At 54.8% G+C, this 17,147-nt stretch carries 10 protein-coding genes; 3 read left to right on the top strand and 7 right to left on the bottom strand.

Features of this window, described 5'->3' with window-relative positions; all coding sequences use genetic code 11:
- Entirely contained in the window at positions 1–438 is a 438-nt protein-coding gene (locus ACN0XZ_RS16300) for an SRPBCC family protein (RefSeq protein ID WP_417458861.1), read from the top strand.
- On the opposite strand, the gene ACN0XZ_RS16295 is transcribed toward ACN0XZ_RS16300, so the two are convergent.
- The 6 genes from ACN0XZ_RS16295 to glgC all read right to left on the bottom strand — a co-directional run bounded on the left by ACN0XZ_RS16295 (position 435) and on the right by glgC (position 9,851).
- Positions 435–1,133 (bottom strand): helix-turn-helix transcriptional regulator, encoded by a 699-nt coding sequence (locus ACN0XZ_RS16295; RefSeq protein WP_417458860.1) that lies wholly within the window; start codon positions 1,131–1,133, stop codon positions 435–437. The genes ACN0XZ_RS16300 and ACN0XZ_RS16295 overlap by 4 nt on opposite strands.
- Positions 1,134–1,218: 85 nt before the next feature.
- Positions 1,219–2,853 carry an alpha-D-glucose phosphate-specific phosphoglucomutase gene (locus ACN0XZ_RS16290; RefSeq protein ID WP_417458859.1) on the bottom strand — a complete coding sequence of 545 codons (1,635 nt, stop codon included), beginning with the start codon at positions 2,851–2,853 and terminating at the stop codon, positions 1,219–1,221.
- Positions 2,854–2,860: 7 nt separating this feature from the next.
- A complete protein-coding gene (gene malQ, locus ACN0XZ_RS16285; protein WP_417458858.1) occupies positions 2,861–4,993 on the bottom strand; it encodes a 4-alpha-glucanotransferase in 2,133 nt (710 codons plus the stop codon).
- A gap of 1 nt (position 4,994) precedes the next feature.
- Positions 4,995–7,109 (bottom strand): glycogen debranching protein GlgX, encoded by a 2,115-nt coding sequence (gene glgX / locus ACN0XZ_RS16280; protein WP_417458857.1) that lies wholly within the window; start codon positions 7,107–7,109, stop codon positions 4,995–4,997.
- Between the two features lie 10 nt (positions 7,110–7,119).
- Entirely contained in the window at positions 7,120–8,571 is a 1,452-nt protein-coding gene (gene glgA, locus ACN0XZ_RS16275) for a glycogen synthase GlgA (protein ID WP_417458942.1), read from the bottom strand.
- A gap of 11 nt (positions 8,572–8,582) precedes the next feature.
- Entirely contained in the window at positions 8,583–9,851 is a 1,269-nt protein-coding gene (glgC, locus tag ACN0XZ_RS16270; RefSeq protein ID WP_417458856.1) for a glucose-1-phosphate adenylyltransferase, read from the bottom strand.
- A 234-nt stretch (positions 9,852–10,085) separates the two neighbouring features.
- On the opposite strand from glgC, the gene ACN0XZ_RS16265 reads away from it, so the two are divergent.
- Both ACN0XZ_RS16265 and glgB read left to right on the top strand, forming a co-directional pair.
- Entirely contained in the window at positions 10,086–12,530 is a 2,445-nt protein-coding gene (locus ACN0XZ_RS16265) for a glycogen/starch/alpha-glucan phosphorylase (RefSeq protein WP_417458855.1), read from the top strand.
- Entirely contained in the window at positions 12,520–14,745 is a 2,226-nt protein-coding gene (gene glgB / locus ACN0XZ_RS16260) for a 1,4-alpha-glucan branching protein GlgB (protein WP_417458854.1), read from the top strand. The genes ACN0XZ_RS16265 and glgB overlap by 11 nt, the downstream gene beginning before the upstream one ends.
- Here glgB and ACN0XZ_RS16255 read toward each other — a convergent pair whose 3' ends face one another.
- Complete coding sequence (locus tag ACN0XZ_RS16255) at positions 14,746–17,088, bottom strand: ATP-binding protein (protein WP_417458853.1); 2,343 nt, start codon at positions 17,086–17,088, stop codon at positions 14,746–14,748.
- Between the last annotated feature and the right edge of the window lie 59 nt (positions 17,089–17,147).

Genomic DNA, 17,147 nt, shown 5'->3' with positions numbered 1-17,147 from the left:
ATGGAACCGCTCGTGATCAAACGCGTAATGCCGTGCAGCAAGCGCCAGTTATTTGATGCATGGGCGAAGCCGTCCGTTATGGCGCGCTGGTTTTTTGCAAGCCAGACGCCCGTGAAGAACAGTACGGTTCGGAACAGTTTTACGGTGGGTGGCAGCTATAATTTGACCATGCACCTCAAAACCGGTGAGTACACCATGAGCGGCGAATATAAGGAGATCAACCGTTATAACCGCATTACCTTCACCTGGAGCTCACATATCATCGAACATAGCCTGGTGCAGCTTGATTTTCGGGAGCTTTCACCAAACCGGACAGAAATGATACTGACCCAAACCCGCTTTCCATCTGATGAGGTGCGGGCGAGCCATGATCAGGGCTGGAGCGGTTGTCTTGATAGTCTTGAGCGGTTTGTCGCAGCAGAATATGGCGAGGCCTAATCTTTCAGGCCATCTCTATAATTAAGACGCGCGAGGTAGGTCTTGAGGCTTGTCTCGGCGGTATCTGTGAAAATTTCACCGGTTGAGCTTGCGTTTAGCATGCGGTCCAGCCGGAAATGACGGAAGTCTTTCCTCAGTTCACACCAAGCCAGCATCATCCAGATGGGGCCGATAAACACAAGCGATAGGGGCCGCACCCGACGCCGTGTGGCGACACCTTCCTCGTCCGCGTAACTCAGGTCCAGCACCTCTTTGTGGCGTACCGCTTGCCTCAGGTATGAGAAGTCAATATTCCATGGCAGTTTCGCCCGGGACGGCGGTGCAAAAAGCGCGATACCGGAGAATGTTTCCCTGTCGTGGTCTGTGAGCACGTTTTTGATTTTGAGGATCAGGCTTTTAGCCGAAGCCGCCATTTTCTCATCCGTCCAGCTTGAAACCATCGCTGCGCCAAGCATCAGGGTTTCAAGCTCGTTCACATCAAAGCTCATGGGTGGCAGATAGTAGCTTTTGTCGAGGATATAGCCTACTCCAGCTTCCCCTGAAATGGGTACGCCGGTGGTGATAAGGTCCTGAATGTCCCGGTACACGGTACGGACACTGATATCAAACTCGTCAGCGATGTCCTGCGCGGTAATGGCAATGCGCCGTCCCTGCAGGAAACTGACAATCTGGAAAAGGCGGTCTGCGCGTCTCATGGTGCCACTATACCCAAGCCTGCTGACAAAAAACGTCAGTAGGCTGACAGTAGCCTGTCAAAACCTAAAGTGAAAGGCTGAGCCTTCATGAAATCACATCTGGTTCCGAACGCCCGGTATGGCTGCGAATGCCTGCGATCTGGTCTGCGGCAGTGATAATGCGTTCAAGCGCAACCTGGGTCTCAGTGTCAAACTCCTCGGGGTCAGAGACATAGCGTTCGAGATAGACCCTAAGCGTCGCGCCCTCGGTGCCTGTGCCGGACAGCCTGAACACCACACGGGCATCACTCTCAAACAAGATACGAATGCCCTGGGCGGTGCTTGATGAGCCATCAATTGGGTCGTTGTAGGCAAAATTGTCAGCGGACTTGATGGTTTCACCTTCGAAGCACTGCCCCGGCAGGCTGGAAAGCTTGGCTTCAAGCGTGGCCATCAGGTTCCCTGCTGCAGTGCTATCCACGGCTTCATAGTCGTGCCGGGAATAAAAGTTGCGCCCATAGGTACGCCAGTGGGCTTTCATGATCTCCCGTATGCTTTCTTGCCGCTCGGCCAAAATGTTTAGCCACAGAAGTACAGCCCAAAGGCCGTCTTTCTCCCGCACATGGTCTGAGCCGGTGCCCGCACTTTCTTCACCGCAGAGGGTTGTTTTGCCAGCGTCCAATAGGTTGCCGAAGAACTTCCACCCAGTTGGCGTTTCAAAGCATGGCATACCCACTTCCGCAGCCACCCGGTCGACGGCACAGCTTGTAGGCATGGACCGGGCAACGCCTGCGAGGCCGTTTTCATATCCTGGCGCTAGATGAGCATTTGCCGCCAGAACAGCGAGGCTATCGCTCGGTGCTACATAAATGCCGCGCCCCAAGATGATGTTTCTGTCGCCGTCTCCATCAGATGCTGCGCCCATGTCGGGTGCGTCTGGGCCGAACATGACATCAAACAGGTCGCGGGCGTGTACAGGGTTTGGGTCTGGGTGATGGTCGCCAAAATCTTCAAGCGGTGTAGCGTTAATCACCGTGCCTTTTGGCGCCCCAAGTTTGCGTTCCAGGATATCCTGCGCATAAGGGCCAGTGATGGCGTGCATGGCATCAAAACGCAGCCGGAAGCCGTTCTTGAAGAGCTTTTTGATCTTCTTGAAGCTGAACAGTGTCTTCATCAGTTTGCGGTAGTCTTTGACCGGATCAACGATCTCAACCGTCATGGCACCGATTGTAAATTCTGCGATTTCTGAAAGCTCTATGTCCGCCGTATCGGTGACGCGATATTCACGAATATTTTGGCTTTCAGCATAAATAGCGTTGGTGATTGTCTCAGGCGCAGGCCCGCCATTGTCGCTATTGTACTTGATGCCAAAGTCTTCCTCCGGTCCGCCGGGGTTATGGCTGGCGGACAGGATAATGCCGCCTTTGGCTTTGCGTTTGCGAATAAGGCAGGAGGCAGCAGGGGTAGACAACAGCCCCCCTTGGCCGACAACCACCCGGTCCACGCCATTCGCGGCCGCCATGCGGAGAATAATCTGGATGGCCTCCCGGTTATAATATCTGCCGTCACCACCAAGAATGAGTGTTGCACCTTCCATTCCGCCAACCGCGTTGAAGATGCTTTGCACGAAATTTTCCAGATAGTGCGGCTCTTTGAAGGTTTTCACCTTTTTCCTCAGCCCTGACGTACCTGGCTTTTGTCCTTGAATTGGCGTTGTCTCAACTTTGAGTATGCGCGTCATAATGCCTTTAATCTCCAAAGGGTTCTTTCGGCCTTTGTGTTCGAATGGCCTCGACGATACGGCGACAGTGGGGATGTTCAAGCACCTTCTCGACAGGCACGGGGATTTTACGGCGCCAATTTGGCTGTTCTGTGGTGGTGCCGGGTACATTGGGTTGTTGGCTGAGGCCCAAGAGGTCTTCAATCTGCACCGCAATGGTGTTGGCGTTTGAGCGCGCGAGGAAAGCATGAACCGCAGCAGACAGGTCTACAGACAGGGCAGCGGGTGCCGCATTTGGAGATATCCCATCGGGGAGAAGGCCTTCTTCCTCAAGCCGTTTCAGTAGTAACCAGCGGTCATGAAACCGCGCAGCTTTATCTCGGTCGATTGTGTCGGTGCCGATGCCAAGGTCTTCCCGCCAACGAAAATCCTCTTCCTCCCAAAACCCTTTCAGCGTTGGAAAGTCATGGTTGTTGATAGACGCCAGCCGGCTGGCGTCATAGTGCTGTGCTGGTGTGAAGGCTTCGCCCTCGCGTTCAAAATAAAGAATTGAGCATCCCATCAATCCTTTGGTGGCAAGTTGCTCTTTAAATCCTTCGGGCACAGTGCCTAGATCTTCCCCAACTACCGCGCATCCATTTCGGACGCTTTCTAGCGCGATGACGCCCAGAAGTTCATCACGGGGGTAGGCGACATAATTGCCGGGCAGGTCATGGTCCAGCGGGCACCAGAAGGCGCGGTTCAGCCCGAGGATATGGTCGATACGCACAAGCCCGGCATTCGCCATGACTTCGCGCAGGGTTTTGGCAAAAATGCGGTAGCCGGTTTTCCTGAGCATGATCGGGTCCAGCGGTGCCAGGTGCCATTTCTGGCCGTCTGGATTGGCTGCGTCTCCGGGTGCACCCAGGCTCATGCCGCTGACGACCGCAGCCTTTTCACCCCATGCTTCCGCGCCGTCAGGCACCATGCCGACCGCGAGGTCAAGGTAAAGGCCGACCCGCATGCCCGCCGTCAGTGCCCGGGCGTGCGCCTCCGCCAGTTGCTCATGCGCCACCCATTGCAGGTAGCAGTAGTAATCGACGCGATTCTTGTGTTTTGTGGCGATCCGTGTGACAGCCGCGTGATCGGGGGTTTGTAGGTTTTCTGACCAGGATTGCCAGCCTGCGGTGTCCCCCGTTTCAGCTTGCTCAAGTTCATAGATCACTTCAAAAAGAGCATGCCGGGATAGAGCTGGGCCTTTACGTGTGCAAAAATCAGCAAATGCGCGGCGACGGTTGCCATTGAGGCTCAGGGCGCAAAAAAGCTTAAACGCAGCCTCAAATGCCCGGTGCTTGAGCCTGTATACAGATGTGTAGTCGATAAATTCTGCATTTCGTGCCGCTGCATAGTCAGGGTCACACAAAAAACCTTCAAGTATATCCCGGCCCTTTTTGCTGCGGCTGAACTCATCGATCTTGTCCGGTGCGATATGCATCACATTGAGGAATTCACGGCTGGAAGGCGAATAGGGGCTGTATCTCTCCGGCGCGGAAGGGAAAAGCGCATGCACCGGGTTGATGCCGATAAAATCTGCGCCCACTTGGGCAGCAGCCTCTGACATCATGGCAAGGTCTTCAAAATCGCCGATACCCCAGTTGCGGCTGGAGGTAAGACCATAAAGCGGCACGGTCAGGCCCCATCTGCGCGGCCCCTGTGTTCGCTCATCAAGGCCTAGTGTTCGCTCAGGCGTCACCACAAGCGGACATGTTTGCGTCTCTGCTTCCCACTTCAGGGTTAGCTGATGATACCCGAGCGGAAGGGAGCGGTTGAGCGGCACTGCGAGGTGGGTACCCGCAGGTATTTCGCCCGCGATCACATCACCACTTTCGAGCGTGACTAGCCATGAAGCGGGCGCTGTGATCTCGCCTTGCAGCGGTAGGCTCATATTGTCACTTTGTATAACAACAAAGCATGCGGGGAGCGGCTGTGTTTTCTCCGATAAAAGGCGAAGATATTCCTGCTCAAGAGCTGTGTCGTTTGATACGTCAACGCCCAGCGCAGTGAGTTGAGCGATTTTTGTTTCATCGCTTGCGGCAATGTAATGACCCGCAAGGTTGTTGTAGCCGTGATAAACCCCGACGGTTTCACACACTTTATGAAGAAGGTCCGCGCTGAGGGTCATATTAATGCACCCCGTCCTTGCAGCAGATAATGATCACACTTTCAGCCGGGAGAGGGAATACACCGGAAGAAGTATGATCCACCTCAAACTCCCGGCCAATATTTGCTGTGTTCAGCACACATGTGCCTTTCATCCCTGTTGGTAGGTTGACCGTGAGGTCGTCTTCGCCCGCATTCATATAGACGATAAAGTCATCGTCGATGAGTGGCTTTCCATTTGCTCCCATCGGCGCGCCAGTTGTGCCTGAGAGCATAAGCCCGAAGGCAGCTAAGGTGTCGTCATGCCAATCACCAGCTGTCATCTCATCCCCGGTTATGGTCAACCATGTGACATCCTTGAGGCTACGCGTATTTTCATGCGCACCATGCATAAAAGCTGGGCGGTTGAACACGGGATGTTGCTGCCGAAATGTGATTAGCTGCCGAGTAAAATCCAGAAGCGGCTGATCAAGGCCGCGCCAGTTTAGCCAAGTGATCTCATTGTCCTGACAGTAGGCGTTGTTGTTGCCCTTCTGGCTATGGCCTATTTCGTCACCGGCGAGGAGCATGGGGGTGCCCTGTGCGGTAAATAGTGTCACGAGGAGATTGCGCGCGCGTTTTGCGCGCCGCTCCAGAACAGCGGTATCTGCCGTTGGCCCCTCCTCACCGCAATTATCGCTGATGTTGTGGTCGTGGCCGTCCCGATTTTCCTCGAGATTGGCCTCATTATGTTTCTGGTTGAAGCTGGCCGTATCCTTGAGGGTGAAACCGTCGTGGCTGGTGATGAAATTCACAGATGTCTGGGTTTTACGGCCGCCATGGTCAAAGATATCTGCGGAGCCGAGCATGCGGGCCGCGAGAGCAGGGGCCGCACCCTTGTCGCCGCGCCAGAAAGCCCGGGCATCATCGCGGAAGCGATCGTTCCATTCTGCCCATCCGGACGGGAAAGCACCAAGCTGATATCCGCCCGGCCCAATATCCCATGGTTCTGCGATCAACTTCACGCGCGACAAAACAGGGTCCTGTTGGAGGACAGTCAGGAACGCGCTATCGGGCCGAAATCCTTCAGAGGTTCGGGCCATGGTGGTGGCGAGGTCAAAGCGGAAGCCGTCCACATGCATTTCCTCAACCCAGTAACGAAGCGAGTCTGTCACCATTTGAAGGACACGCGGGTGGTTGGTGTTCAGGGTGTTTCCACAGCCAGTGTCATTGACATAATAGCGGGGATTCTCAGCATCCAGTCGGTAATAGCTTTTGTTGTCTATCCCGCGCCAGGAAAGCGTTGGCCCCAACTCCCAGCTTTCTGCCGTGTGGTTATAAACCACATCCAAAATCACCTCGATCCCCGCGCTGTGGAGCGCCTTCACCATGCGCTGAAAAGAGTGTACGCCTGCGGGCCCCAGATAGTTGGCTTCAGGCGCAAAATAGGCTGCAGGGTTGTAGCCCCAATAGTTGGTTAGCCCGAGGTTGCTCAACCGGGGCTCGGTGAAAAAGGCCTGCACGGGCAAAAGCTCAACGCTTGTGATGCCAAGCTTTACCAGATGGTCCAGCATCCGCGGCGAGGATAAACCTTCGAATGTGCCGCGTTTCTTGACCGGAACACCGGTGTGAAGCTGGCTTACGCCCTTGACATGCGCTTCGTAGATAATGGTTTGCTCAGGCACTACCTGCGGAGGCTTGTCTTTACCCCAGCGGAAATCCGGCTGGCTGACAACACATTTTGGCATGTAGGGTGCGCTATCCTGCGTATTGAAGCTGAGGTCCCCTTGTGGCGCATCTGTGGCATACCCAAAAAGTGCGTCATGTTGGCGGAACGCCCCGGAAAGCCTGCGCGCGTAGGGGTCGATCAGCAATTTATGGGCATTAAATCTGTGGCCGTCCTCTGGGGCATAGGGGCCATGCACCCGGTAGCCGTAGAGCTGCCCCTCAAGCACGTCCGGCATAAAGCCGTGCCAGATGCCATTGGTGTGCTCAGGTAACGGCACGCGTGCCAGCTCAACTTTGCCGTCAGGCGAGAAGAGGCAGAGGTCCACGCCCGTGGCATTCTCGGAGAAAAGCGCGAAATTTGTGCCGCCATCCATAATGGTTGCGCCAAGCGGATTGGGGCTTCCCGGTCTTGGTGGCGCGAAGGATGTCACCAAACTCTCCTCAGGTGGCGTCGCTTAAAAGAGACAGATATATTTGCCGGTATTTTGCCGCGGGTTGCTGCCAGCTTACATCCTGCTTCATACCGCGTTTGCGAACGGCGTTCAGGGTGCGTTTGTCATCAAATAGCGCGAGGAAGCGATCGGTTGCGGCGATCAGGTTATCGAACGTGACGGGTGAAAACTGAATACCATTTCCGGCACCCGCTTGCAGTGCGGCATCATTAGCATCAACAATGGTGTCTGCGAGCCCGCCAACACGCGCGACAATGGGTATGGTTCCGTACCGAAGTGCGCAAAGCTGGGTCAGGCCGCAAGGTTCAAACCGGGACGGTATGAAAATCGCGTCAGCGCCCGCCTGCAGTAGATGCGCCAGCGGCTCGTCATACCCGAGGACGGTTGCAACCTTCCCCTTATGCGCCTTGGCTGCATTCTGGAACGCCGCTTCAAGGTCTTTGTCGCCAGTGCCCAGCACGGCCAATTGGCCGCCGTTGCCAACAATATGCGGGATAGCACCCGCAAGCAGGTCCAAGCCCTTTTGTTCTGTCAGGCGGCTGATCACGCAGAAAAGCGGCGCGTTTTTGTCTGTATCAAGGCCCAGTTTTTGCTGAAGGGCAGCTTTGTTCCTGGCTTTGCCTGCGGGTGACTTCAGGCTAAAGGTGGTGGTGAGTGAGGGGTCATTCGCCGGGTTCCACACGTCGGTATCGATCCCATTGGTGATGCCGGATATATGGGCGGAGCGGCTCTTCAATAGGCCACCAAGTCCCATGCCGCCGTCATCGGTTTGGATCTCGCGCGCGTAAGTCGGGCTCACTGTGGTGGTGTGGTCGCTATACACCACGCCCGCCTTGAGGAATGCTACCTGATCCCAATATTCCAGCCCATTCTGGCTGAACATCTCCGGCGGTAGGCCAAGGCTTGAGAAAGTAGCTTTTGGGAAGAGCCCCTGAAAGGCGAGGTTGTGGATGGTGAAAACTGTTTTTGGCCGTGGCGCAGGCAAAAGGGACAAATAAGCCGAGGCAAGACCGGCTTGCCAATCATGGGCATGGAGGATGTCTGCCTGCCATTTGTTATCCAGATCGCCATGCGCGAGCAGCGCGCTTACGCGTGCGAGGGCGGCAAAGCGCCGATGGTTATCTGGCCGATCCTTGCCGTCGCTGCCTTGATACGGATTACCCGGCACGTCATAGAGATGCGGCGCATCGAGCAGGTACAGCTTTACCCCGGTTGAGGTGTTGGCGCTGAGGAGGGCGGCTTTGGCTCCGGCGAGGTCAGCAATTTCTGCTATTTTTTTCTGTTTCAGCGCAGCTTTTTTTACGGCAGGGAAAGCGGGCAACAACACGCGCGCATCATCACCGCTTGCGGCAAGGGTACGAGGCAAGGCGCCGATAACATCGGCAAGCCCCCCTGTTTTAATGAGCGGGAAACATTCCGACGCAACAAACAGCACGCGCAGGGGCGTTTGGCTCATCCCTCGTGCTCCAATCGGTCGATCATGCTTTGGGTGATCAGGCACACACCCTTCTCGGTGCGCCGGAAACGGCGTGCGTCGTCTTCAGGGTCTTCCCCGACAATTAACCCACGCGGGATTTCAACGCCTCGGTCGATCACACATTTGGAAAGCCGCGCCCCCCGGTTGACCGTCACATAAGGCAATGCCACCACATGGTTTAAGCGGCTGTAGGAATGCGCATGCACACCAGTGAACAGGAGTGAGCGTTCAATATGACTGCCCGAGACAATACAGCCGCCGGCCACAAGCGAACTGATAGAAGCGCCGCGACGGCCTTCCTGGTCATGGATAAATTTCGCGGGTGGTGTGATCTCCGCATACGTCCAGATCGGCCATTCCTGATCATAGAGGTTGAGGCCCGGCTCAATTGTCGCGAGGTCGAGGTTCGCTTCCCAGTAGCTGTCTACCGTGCCCACGTCGCGCCAGTAGGCTTCACCGCCCGGTACGCTTCGGATACAGGATTTGGTGAAGCGGTGTGCAAACACCTTCGCATTATCCACCAGATAAGGGATGATATCCTTGCCAAAGTCACGAGACGAATTTGGGTCTGCCGCGTCACGCCGTAGCTGGTCAAACAGGAATTTGGTTTCAAAAACATAAATGCCCATGGAGGCAAGGCATGCGTTTGGTTTACCCGGAATTGTGGGCGGGTTTTCAGGTTTTTCAAGGAAGTTGGTGACATAGTCGTCATCGTCTACATGCATCACACCAAAGCCTTTGGCTTCTTCCGGTGTTACCTCAAGGCAGCCGATGGTAACATCGGCGCCAGAGTTCACATGCTCCTCAAGCATCATCTCATAGTCCATCTTATAAACATGGTCACCTGCCAGAATAACCATGAACTTCGGCGCATAAGATTCGATGATGTCGATGTTTTGGTACACAGCGTCTGCGGTGCCTTCGTACCACTGGGTTTCAGAAACCCGTTGGGAGGCAGGCAAGATGTCAAAGCTCTCATTCCGTTCCGCCCGGTAGAAGTTCCAGCCGCGCTGCAGGTGCTTGATGAGGCTGTGTGCCTTATACTGCGTTGCCACTCCTATACGGCGAATGCCGGAGTTCATGGCGTTCGAGAGGGCAAAATCGATGATGCGGCTTTTGCCGCCAAAATATACAGCAGGTTTTGCACGTTTGTCGGTCAATTCTTTTAACCGGCTGCCACGGCCACCAGCGAGTACATAGGCCATGGTGTGGCGTGCATAAGGTGCTGATACTGTTGTTTTCAAGACATGTCCCCCGAATTTCGGTTTTGGCGGTGCATTTCAATGCTTGTAATAGTCTTGCAAAACTGCAATCGATTGCGCAATAAAAGAATCGTATTAACGATAGAATGTTTATGAATTGGTTTCTTTAGAAACTGATCCGCCACTGTAAATCAGATGTCACAAAATGTTTTTTACTCTCAGGTAGAACGCTACCGGCACAATATGTTCCCTCTACTGCGACAAGGCTAAAGTAATATGACAACCCGTGAACTGGATATGCCCGTTACCCCCGCCAACGCCCAACCACTGGGAGATGCAGTATTGAGGCATCTCGTCTATTCGGTTGGCAAGGATCAATCCCACGCTGTGGCACGCGACTGGTGCGTGGCGCTTTCGCTCGCGATTCGGGACCGCATGGTGGACGGATGGATGGATACCACCCGGCGCATCTATAAAACCAAGCAGAAGCGGGTATATTACCTGTCGATGGAATTCATGATCGGCCGCCTTCTCGAGGACGCTATCGCCAATATGGGCGTGATCAAGGAAGCCAAGGAATTTTTCCAGGAACTGGGTTTTAATCTTAGCGACATCCTGAACTCAGAGCCTGATCCAGCCCTTGGTAACGGTGGCCTTGGCCGCCTTGCTGCCTGTTTTATGGATTCGATGGCAACGGTTGGTGTGGCGGGCATCGGCTACGGCATCCGCTATGAGCATGGTATTTTTCGCCAGAGCTTTCAGGATGGTTGGCAGCTGGAAGAGCCTGAAGACTGGCTCGTGTTTGGTAACGCGTGGGAGTTTCAGCGACCGGAAGTGGAATATTCCGTCGAGTTTGGTGGCTCTGTCCAGCGTGACGGCACAGGCAAGATGGTCTGGACCCCGTCTGAGCGCATATTGGCCGGCGCTTTCGATACTCCCATTGCGGGGTGGGGCGGCAAGCATGTGAACACCCTTCGGCTATGGTCCGCGCGGTCAGCCGAGGTGCTCAACCTGCATCAGTTCAACCAAGGTGAGTTTATGGCTGCAGCACAGCAGCAGGTGCTTGCAGAATCGATCACCAAAGTTCTCTATCCCGGTGACCATACGGCCGAGGGGCGGGAACTTCGCTTGAAGCAGGAAGTGTTTTTCACCTCCGCAAGCCTGCAGGATATTCTTCGCCGTTATAAGCTTGATAACACCAGCTGGAATGAGCTGCCTCAATACGCTGCCGTGCAGCTCAACGACACGCACCCCGCAATCGCAGTGCCGGAGCTGGTACGCTTGCTTGTGGATAAACATGGGCTTGAGTTTGTGGAGTCTTTCGAGATCGCACGCGCCACGCTTCATTACACCAACCATACGCTATTGCCGGAGGCGCTTGAAAAATGGCCGCTGGAACTTTTTGAACGTTGCCTGCCACGCCACCTGCAGATCATTCGCGAGATAGACAATCTGTTCGCTGCGGAAGTATCGGCAAAATATGAAGGCAAAAACGTTGAGCCCATGAAAGCCATTGATCCGCACCATGGTGGGTGGGTGCGCATGGGTAACCTCGCGTTTATTGGCTCAAGCCATGTGAACGGGGTGTCCGCTCTGCATACTGAACTGATGAAACAAACGGTCTTTAAGGACCTGCATGAGATATACCCGGACCGTATCCTGAACCAGACCAACGGCATTACGCCACGCCGCTGGCTTTATGAGTGCAACCCGCTTCTTGCCGACCTGATTACCGACACCATCGGGGATGCATGGGTGAAAGACCTTGAACATATCGCCGCCCTTGCGCCGCACGCCGATGACAAAAGCTTCCGCAAGAAGTTTGCGGCGGTAAAGGCAGAGAACAAGGTGAGGCTTGCAGCTTTTATCAAACAGCAAACCGGTATTGTGGTGAACCCGACGTCCCTCTTTGATGTGCAAATCAAGCGTATTCACGAGTATAAGCGGCAGCTCCTGAATGCGCTTGAGACCATGGCACTTTATAATGCAATCAAAGAGGACCCGAGCGCCGGTTGGACACCGCGCGTGAAGATATTCGCGGGCAAGGCGGCACCGAGCTATACCCTTGCCAAGCTGATCATCAAGCTGATCAATGATGTCGCCGCCAAAGTGAACGCGGATGAAGAGGTGGGAGACCTCCTGAAGGTTGTTTTCCTGCCCAACTATAATGTCTCTGCGGCTGAGGAACTGATCCCGGGCGCGGACCTCTCTGAGCAGATATCGACTGCAGGGTTTGAAGCATCGGGCACGGGTAACATGAAGTTTGCCCTTAATGGTGCGCTCACGATCGGCACGCTTGATGGCGCGAACGTGGAGATCAAGGAACATGTTGGCGATGACAATATCTTCATATTCGGGATGGAAGCGGATGAGGTGGCGCGCCGCCAGCAGGAAGGTTGCCAGCCGTGGATGACAGTTTCCGAAACGCCGCGACTACAGGAAGTGGTCAAGCAGATCTCAGCCGGGTGTTATTCGCACGGTGATACAGAGCGCTTTGCCGGTGTGGTCGACAATGTGCTTGCACACGACTATTTCCAGGTGACACCAGACTTTGATGCTTACTGGGACACCCAGCGCAAGGTAGATGCTGAGTTTAAGGATGTTGACAATTGGCACCGCAAAGCGATCCTGAACACAGCGAACATGGGCTGGTTCTCTGCTGATCGCACGATCCGCGGTTATGCGAAGGATATCTGGAAAGCGCTGCCGAATGAGGGGTGAAACAGTGCCTTTGGGCCAAGTGGCGATGGATCAGAACGAAATTGAAGCGATTGTGAACGGGCGACATACAGACCCGTTTGCAAGGCTTGGGCGGCATACTGAGGGCAACACCAGCGTTATTCGTACCTATGCGCCGGGGGCGGAGAAGGTTGAGGTTTATACGCCTGCAGGCAAGCGCCCGCTCGCTAAACTTTCCCGTATTCATGATGCTGGCCTGTTTGAGGGTGAACTGGCGCCCTCGAAAGCGCGAGGCGGATACCGGCTAAAGGCATCGAGCGGCTCATACAGCTGGTTTTATGATGACGCATACAGGTTTGGGTCGGTGATCTCGGACCTTGATCTACATCTGCTGTCTGAGGGTACGCACGAGCGCGCTTATGCCTGCCTTGGGGCGCATATCCTTACCCATGAAGGGGTGGCGGGCACCTGTTTTGCTGTGTGGGCGCCGGGCGCGCATCATGTGGCAGTGGTGGGGGATTTCAACCACTGGAACAGCACGCAGCATGTCATGCGCAGCCGTGGTGGCAGCGGCATATGGGAATTGTTCGTGCCGGGAGTTGGCGATGGCGCGCACTATAAGTTTTGCATTTTCTCAAGCGACGGCAAGCAACTGCCACTGAAGGCAGATCCGTTCGCTTTTGGGACAGAATACAGGCCCAATACGGCCTCTGTTGTACGCACGCTGGACGGCTATGATTGGGATGACAGCGCATGGATGGCGGGCCGGGACGCGCGCCAGAATATGCATGCGCCCATGTCGATCTATGAAGTGCACCTGGGTTCATGGATGCGGTCGTGGGATTCTGACAATCCCTACCTGAGTTATGCCGAACTGACTGAACGGTTGATCCCTTATGTGAAAGATATGGGGTTTACCCATATTGAGCTGATGCCGATCACAGAGTATCCGTTTGATGGTTCATGGGGCTATCAGCCCGTTGGGCTTTATTCCCCCACCCGGCGCTTCGGTACCCCGGCGGAGTTCAAGGCTTTTATTGACGCCTGCCACAAAGCCGAAATTGGTGTCCTTCTCGATTGGGTGCCGGGCCACTTCCCGGCGGATGACCATGGCCTCGTGAAGTTTGACGGAACCCACCTTTTTGAGCATGCGGACCCGAGGAAAGGGTATCACCCGGACTGGAATACACTGATTTTCAACTTCGGCCGACGTGAGGTTGCAAACTATCTGATCTCCAACGCGCATTTCTGGCTGGAGGAATATCATCTGGACGGCCTGCGGGTGGATGCAGTCGCGTCTATGCTGTACCTTGACTATAGCCGCAAGGATGGGGAGTGGCTGCCCAACGAGCATGGCGGCAACGAAAATCTTGAGGCAATTGCCCTGTTGCGCGCCATGAATGAGCGCGCATATGGGCTGAACGACGGGATCATTACGGTAGCGGAAGAATCGACCGCCTATCCAAAAGTCTCCTCCCCCGCTTATGATGGTGGGCTTGGGTTTGGCTTCAAGTGGAATATGGGCTGGATGAATGACACGCTCAAATATATGTCCACAGAGCCGGTTCATCGCAAGCATCACCACCATCAGATGACCTTTGGCATCCAGTATGCCTTTTCGGAGAATTATGTGCTGCCGCTCAGCCACGATGAAGTTGTGCATGGCAAGGGGTCGCTTATTGGTCGCATGCCGGGGGACAGGTGGCAAAAATTTGCCAACCTGCGTGCCTATTTTGGCTTCATGTGGTGCCACCCGGGTAAGAAGCTGTTGTTTATGGGGGGGGAGTTCGCGCAGGAGCGGGAATGGGACGCCGATAGTAGCCTTGACTGGCACCTGCTTGAGAATGCCGACCATAAAAACATCCAGTCTCTCGTGCGGGACCTGAACCGACTATACCGCGAGACACCGGCTCTACATCGCCGTGACTGCACGGCAGATGGTTTCCAGTGGTTAGACGGCGGGGCAGCCAACGATAATGTGCTGTCCTTCTTGCGGTGGGGTGGCGAGGGCACAAAACCCTGTATCGTGCTATGTAACTTCTCGCCCGTTGTGCGGCATGGATACCGTATTGGCATGCCGTATAAGGGGTTTTGGGCCGAACGCCTTAATACAGATTCACAATTTTATGGCGGGTCAGACGTTGGAAATGGCGGCGGTGTAGACACTGAACCCGTACCGTGGCACATCCAGCCTTATTCAGCCATGGTCACCTTACCGCCCCTCGCGACCGTCGTGCTGCAATATGCACCTAGGTGATCAGGCGCGGGTGTCTGGTGTATTCGTGGATAAGCCTGCAAGCAGGGCGTCATAGAAAACCTCAGGTTTAAACGGCTTGGATATGTGCCCGTTCATACCCACCTCAAAGCAGCGTGCTTTGTCCTCATCACTTACGTTTGCTGTCATCGCGATGACGGGGGTTGAGGCGTTTTTACCTTTTTCGCGCAAGAGGCGGGTTACCTCAAGGCCGTCCATCTCGGGCATCTGAAGGTCCATCAGTATGAGGTCATAAGCGATTGAGCCTGCCTTCTCCAGAGCCTCACGGCCATCTTCCGCGAACTCCGCCTGCGAACTAACACGTTCCAATAGTTTTGCGGCAATCATGCGGTTTATGCGATTATCTTCCGCCACCAGGATGCGCAAACCTTTGAGCGATGCGAGATCAGTTGAGGCGCTTGGCGGTTGTGGTTGCGCGGTCGCGTGGGAAGCGCCTTTCTCGGTGGCAGGCTCAAGGCATATGGTGAAATGGAAGGTGCTGCCTAATCCTGGCTCACTTTCAACCCATATTCGGCCGCCCATCATCTCCACAAGCTGCCTGCATATGGCCAATCCCAAGCCTGTGCCACCAAAACGGCGCGTCACTGTTTCATCGGCCTGTGTGAACGAATGGAACAGACGCTCCTGTTGGTCTGGGCCCATGCCGATACCTGTGTCAGCAACACTGCAGGAAATTTCAACACGACCCGCGCTTGTGGTAGAAGCGACCTTGACAGTTACTGTGCCGACATCCGTAAATTTTACGGCGTTATTGACGAGATTTATCAGGACCTGCCGCAACCGGGTTGGGTCTCCAACAACGGCAGGGGGAAGCGCCTCCAGGTCCTCAAATATGAGGGTTAAGCCTTTTGCCTGCGCTGCGGGCTCCAGAATAACATGCACGCTCTCAAACACTTCCTTCGGTGAAAAGCGGATGTGTTCCAACTCAAGCTTGTTTGCTTCAATTTTTGACAGGTCCAGAATGTCATTGATCAGGGTGAGCAGAATATCGCCCGAGACCTGAATGTTCTGGACGTAGTTTTGCTGCTGTGCATTCAGTTTGGTTGTGCTCATCAATTCGCTCAGGCCAACGATCGCGTTCATCGGCGTGCGAATTTCATGGCTCATGCGCGCGAGGAAATCTGATTTGGCTTTGCTGGCGGCGTTGGCTTGCTCTGTCAGCAAGCGCGCGCTGTCGCGTTCTTTCCGGATCTGGCTGATGCGGTTTGCGATCCCGATGGACAGGATGACTGTCTCCAGCGCCATACCAATGGGCATGCCGTACTCAACGAGCGGTGAATGCGGGATGACATCCAGGCCGCGCAGGATGCGCAGGCATACGCCAAGCACGGGCAAGGCCCACCCGATCGCATAGTAAATCGCGGCTCGGCTGCCTTTCCTGATGGTGCTAGTGAGGATGCTGACGATGACAACGAGCCCAACGCCAGACATGAGGTTGAACACAAGGTCGATGGTGTCTGCGTGCCAGCCGCGCGCGCTGATATAAAGTAGCGCACAAGCCATAAATGCGACGCCCACGGCTTTAGCGAGGCGCATCCAGCGTTCGGAAAGAAGGCCCTTTTCCATAAAAGAGCAGAGGAACAGCAGCCCGCTTAACCCGTTGAGCCCGAGCGAAAAGATGGTGATGTTCATCTGTTGCCCGACAGTAAGAGCGCCAGGGAAATAGTGCGCCACCACACCGTAGGCCGTGAGGATATAGGTGATAATGGAGAAGAGAAACAAACAGTAATGCAGGTGAAAATCGAACCGCAAAACAGCCGCGAGCGATATATTATAGAAAAGCATGGCGATGATAGCGCCTGCGATGAGACCAACAAGAAGGTGGCCATTTAGCTCTTTCTTTTGCCACTGGGTGTCTTTGGTGAAGCGAATTTCACGGAAAAGCTTGATGGATGACGGGTTCTGAAACCCTACAAGAACGTGATCCACGCGGGCGTCCCGTGCGGGTGCTGCAAACTTTATGAAGTTGCCAACGGACCAGAAGTCATCAAACTCGCGCGCACCCACGTCATAGGTTTGCATGTGCCCATCCGCATAGTGCAACTGTACAACAAGCCGTTCGACCCAGTGGCGAAACATGACGAGTTGGTAGTCAGTATGCGCATCGGGACGAAGTTCATGAAGACTTATGGAAAGCCAGACCATGTCAGGGTGCGCCTCAACGCCGCCGTCACAGCTTTGCTCCACCGTCATTGATAACATACTCGGGAACTGATCTTGCCTGTCTGTATAAAAATAGCAGGCACCCGGCAGCAGGTTTGGCGAAAGCTGGGCTTCTTGTGCTGCCGTGTGTGAGGCGGTGAAAAGGCTAAATACCAGGCACATGAAAATGGGCCGCAAAAATGCGGGGACGGATCGGTTAAAACCGTGCCGTTGTGCTCCCA

Origin of the sequence: Kordiimonas sp., assembly GCF_048264555.1 — a bacterium.
Taxonomy (GTDB): Bacteria; Pseudomonadota; Alphaproteobacteria; order Sphingomonadales; family Kordiimonadaceae; genus Kordiimonas.
This window is presented reverse-complemented; position numbering and strand designations above follow the sequence as displayed.

Excerpts from the sequence above, each read along its gene's own strand:
- ACN0XZ_RS16300 (WP_417458861.1), top strand. The coding sequence starts at position 1 with ATGGAACCGCTCGTGATCAAACGCGTAATGCCGTGCAGCAAGCGCCAG.
- ACN0XZ_RS16295 (WP_417458860.1), bottom strand. The coding sequence starts at position 1,133 with ATGAGACGCGCAGACCGCCTTTTCCAGATTGTCAGTTTCCTGCAGGGA.
- ACN0XZ_RS16290 (WP_417458859.1), bottom strand. The coding sequence starts at position 2,853 with ATGACGCGCATACTCAAAGTTGAGACAACGCCAATTCAAGGACAAAAG.
- malQ (WP_417458858.1), bottom strand. The coding sequence starts at position 4,993 with ATGACCCTCAGCGCGGACCTTCTTCATAAAGTGTGTGAAACCGTCGGG.
- ACN0XZ_RS16265 (WP_417458855.1), top strand. The coding sequence starts at position 10,086 with ATGACAACCCGTGAACTGGATATGCCCGTTACCCCCGCCAACGCCCAA.
- glgB (WP_417458854.1), top strand. The coding sequence starts at position 12,520 with ATGAGGGGTGAAACAGTGCCTTTGGGCCAAGTGGCGATGGATCAGAAC.
- ACN0XZ_RS16255 (WP_417458853.1), bottom strand. The coding sequence starts at position 17,088 with ATGTGCCTGGTATTTAGCCTTTTCACCGCCTCACACACGGCAGCACAA.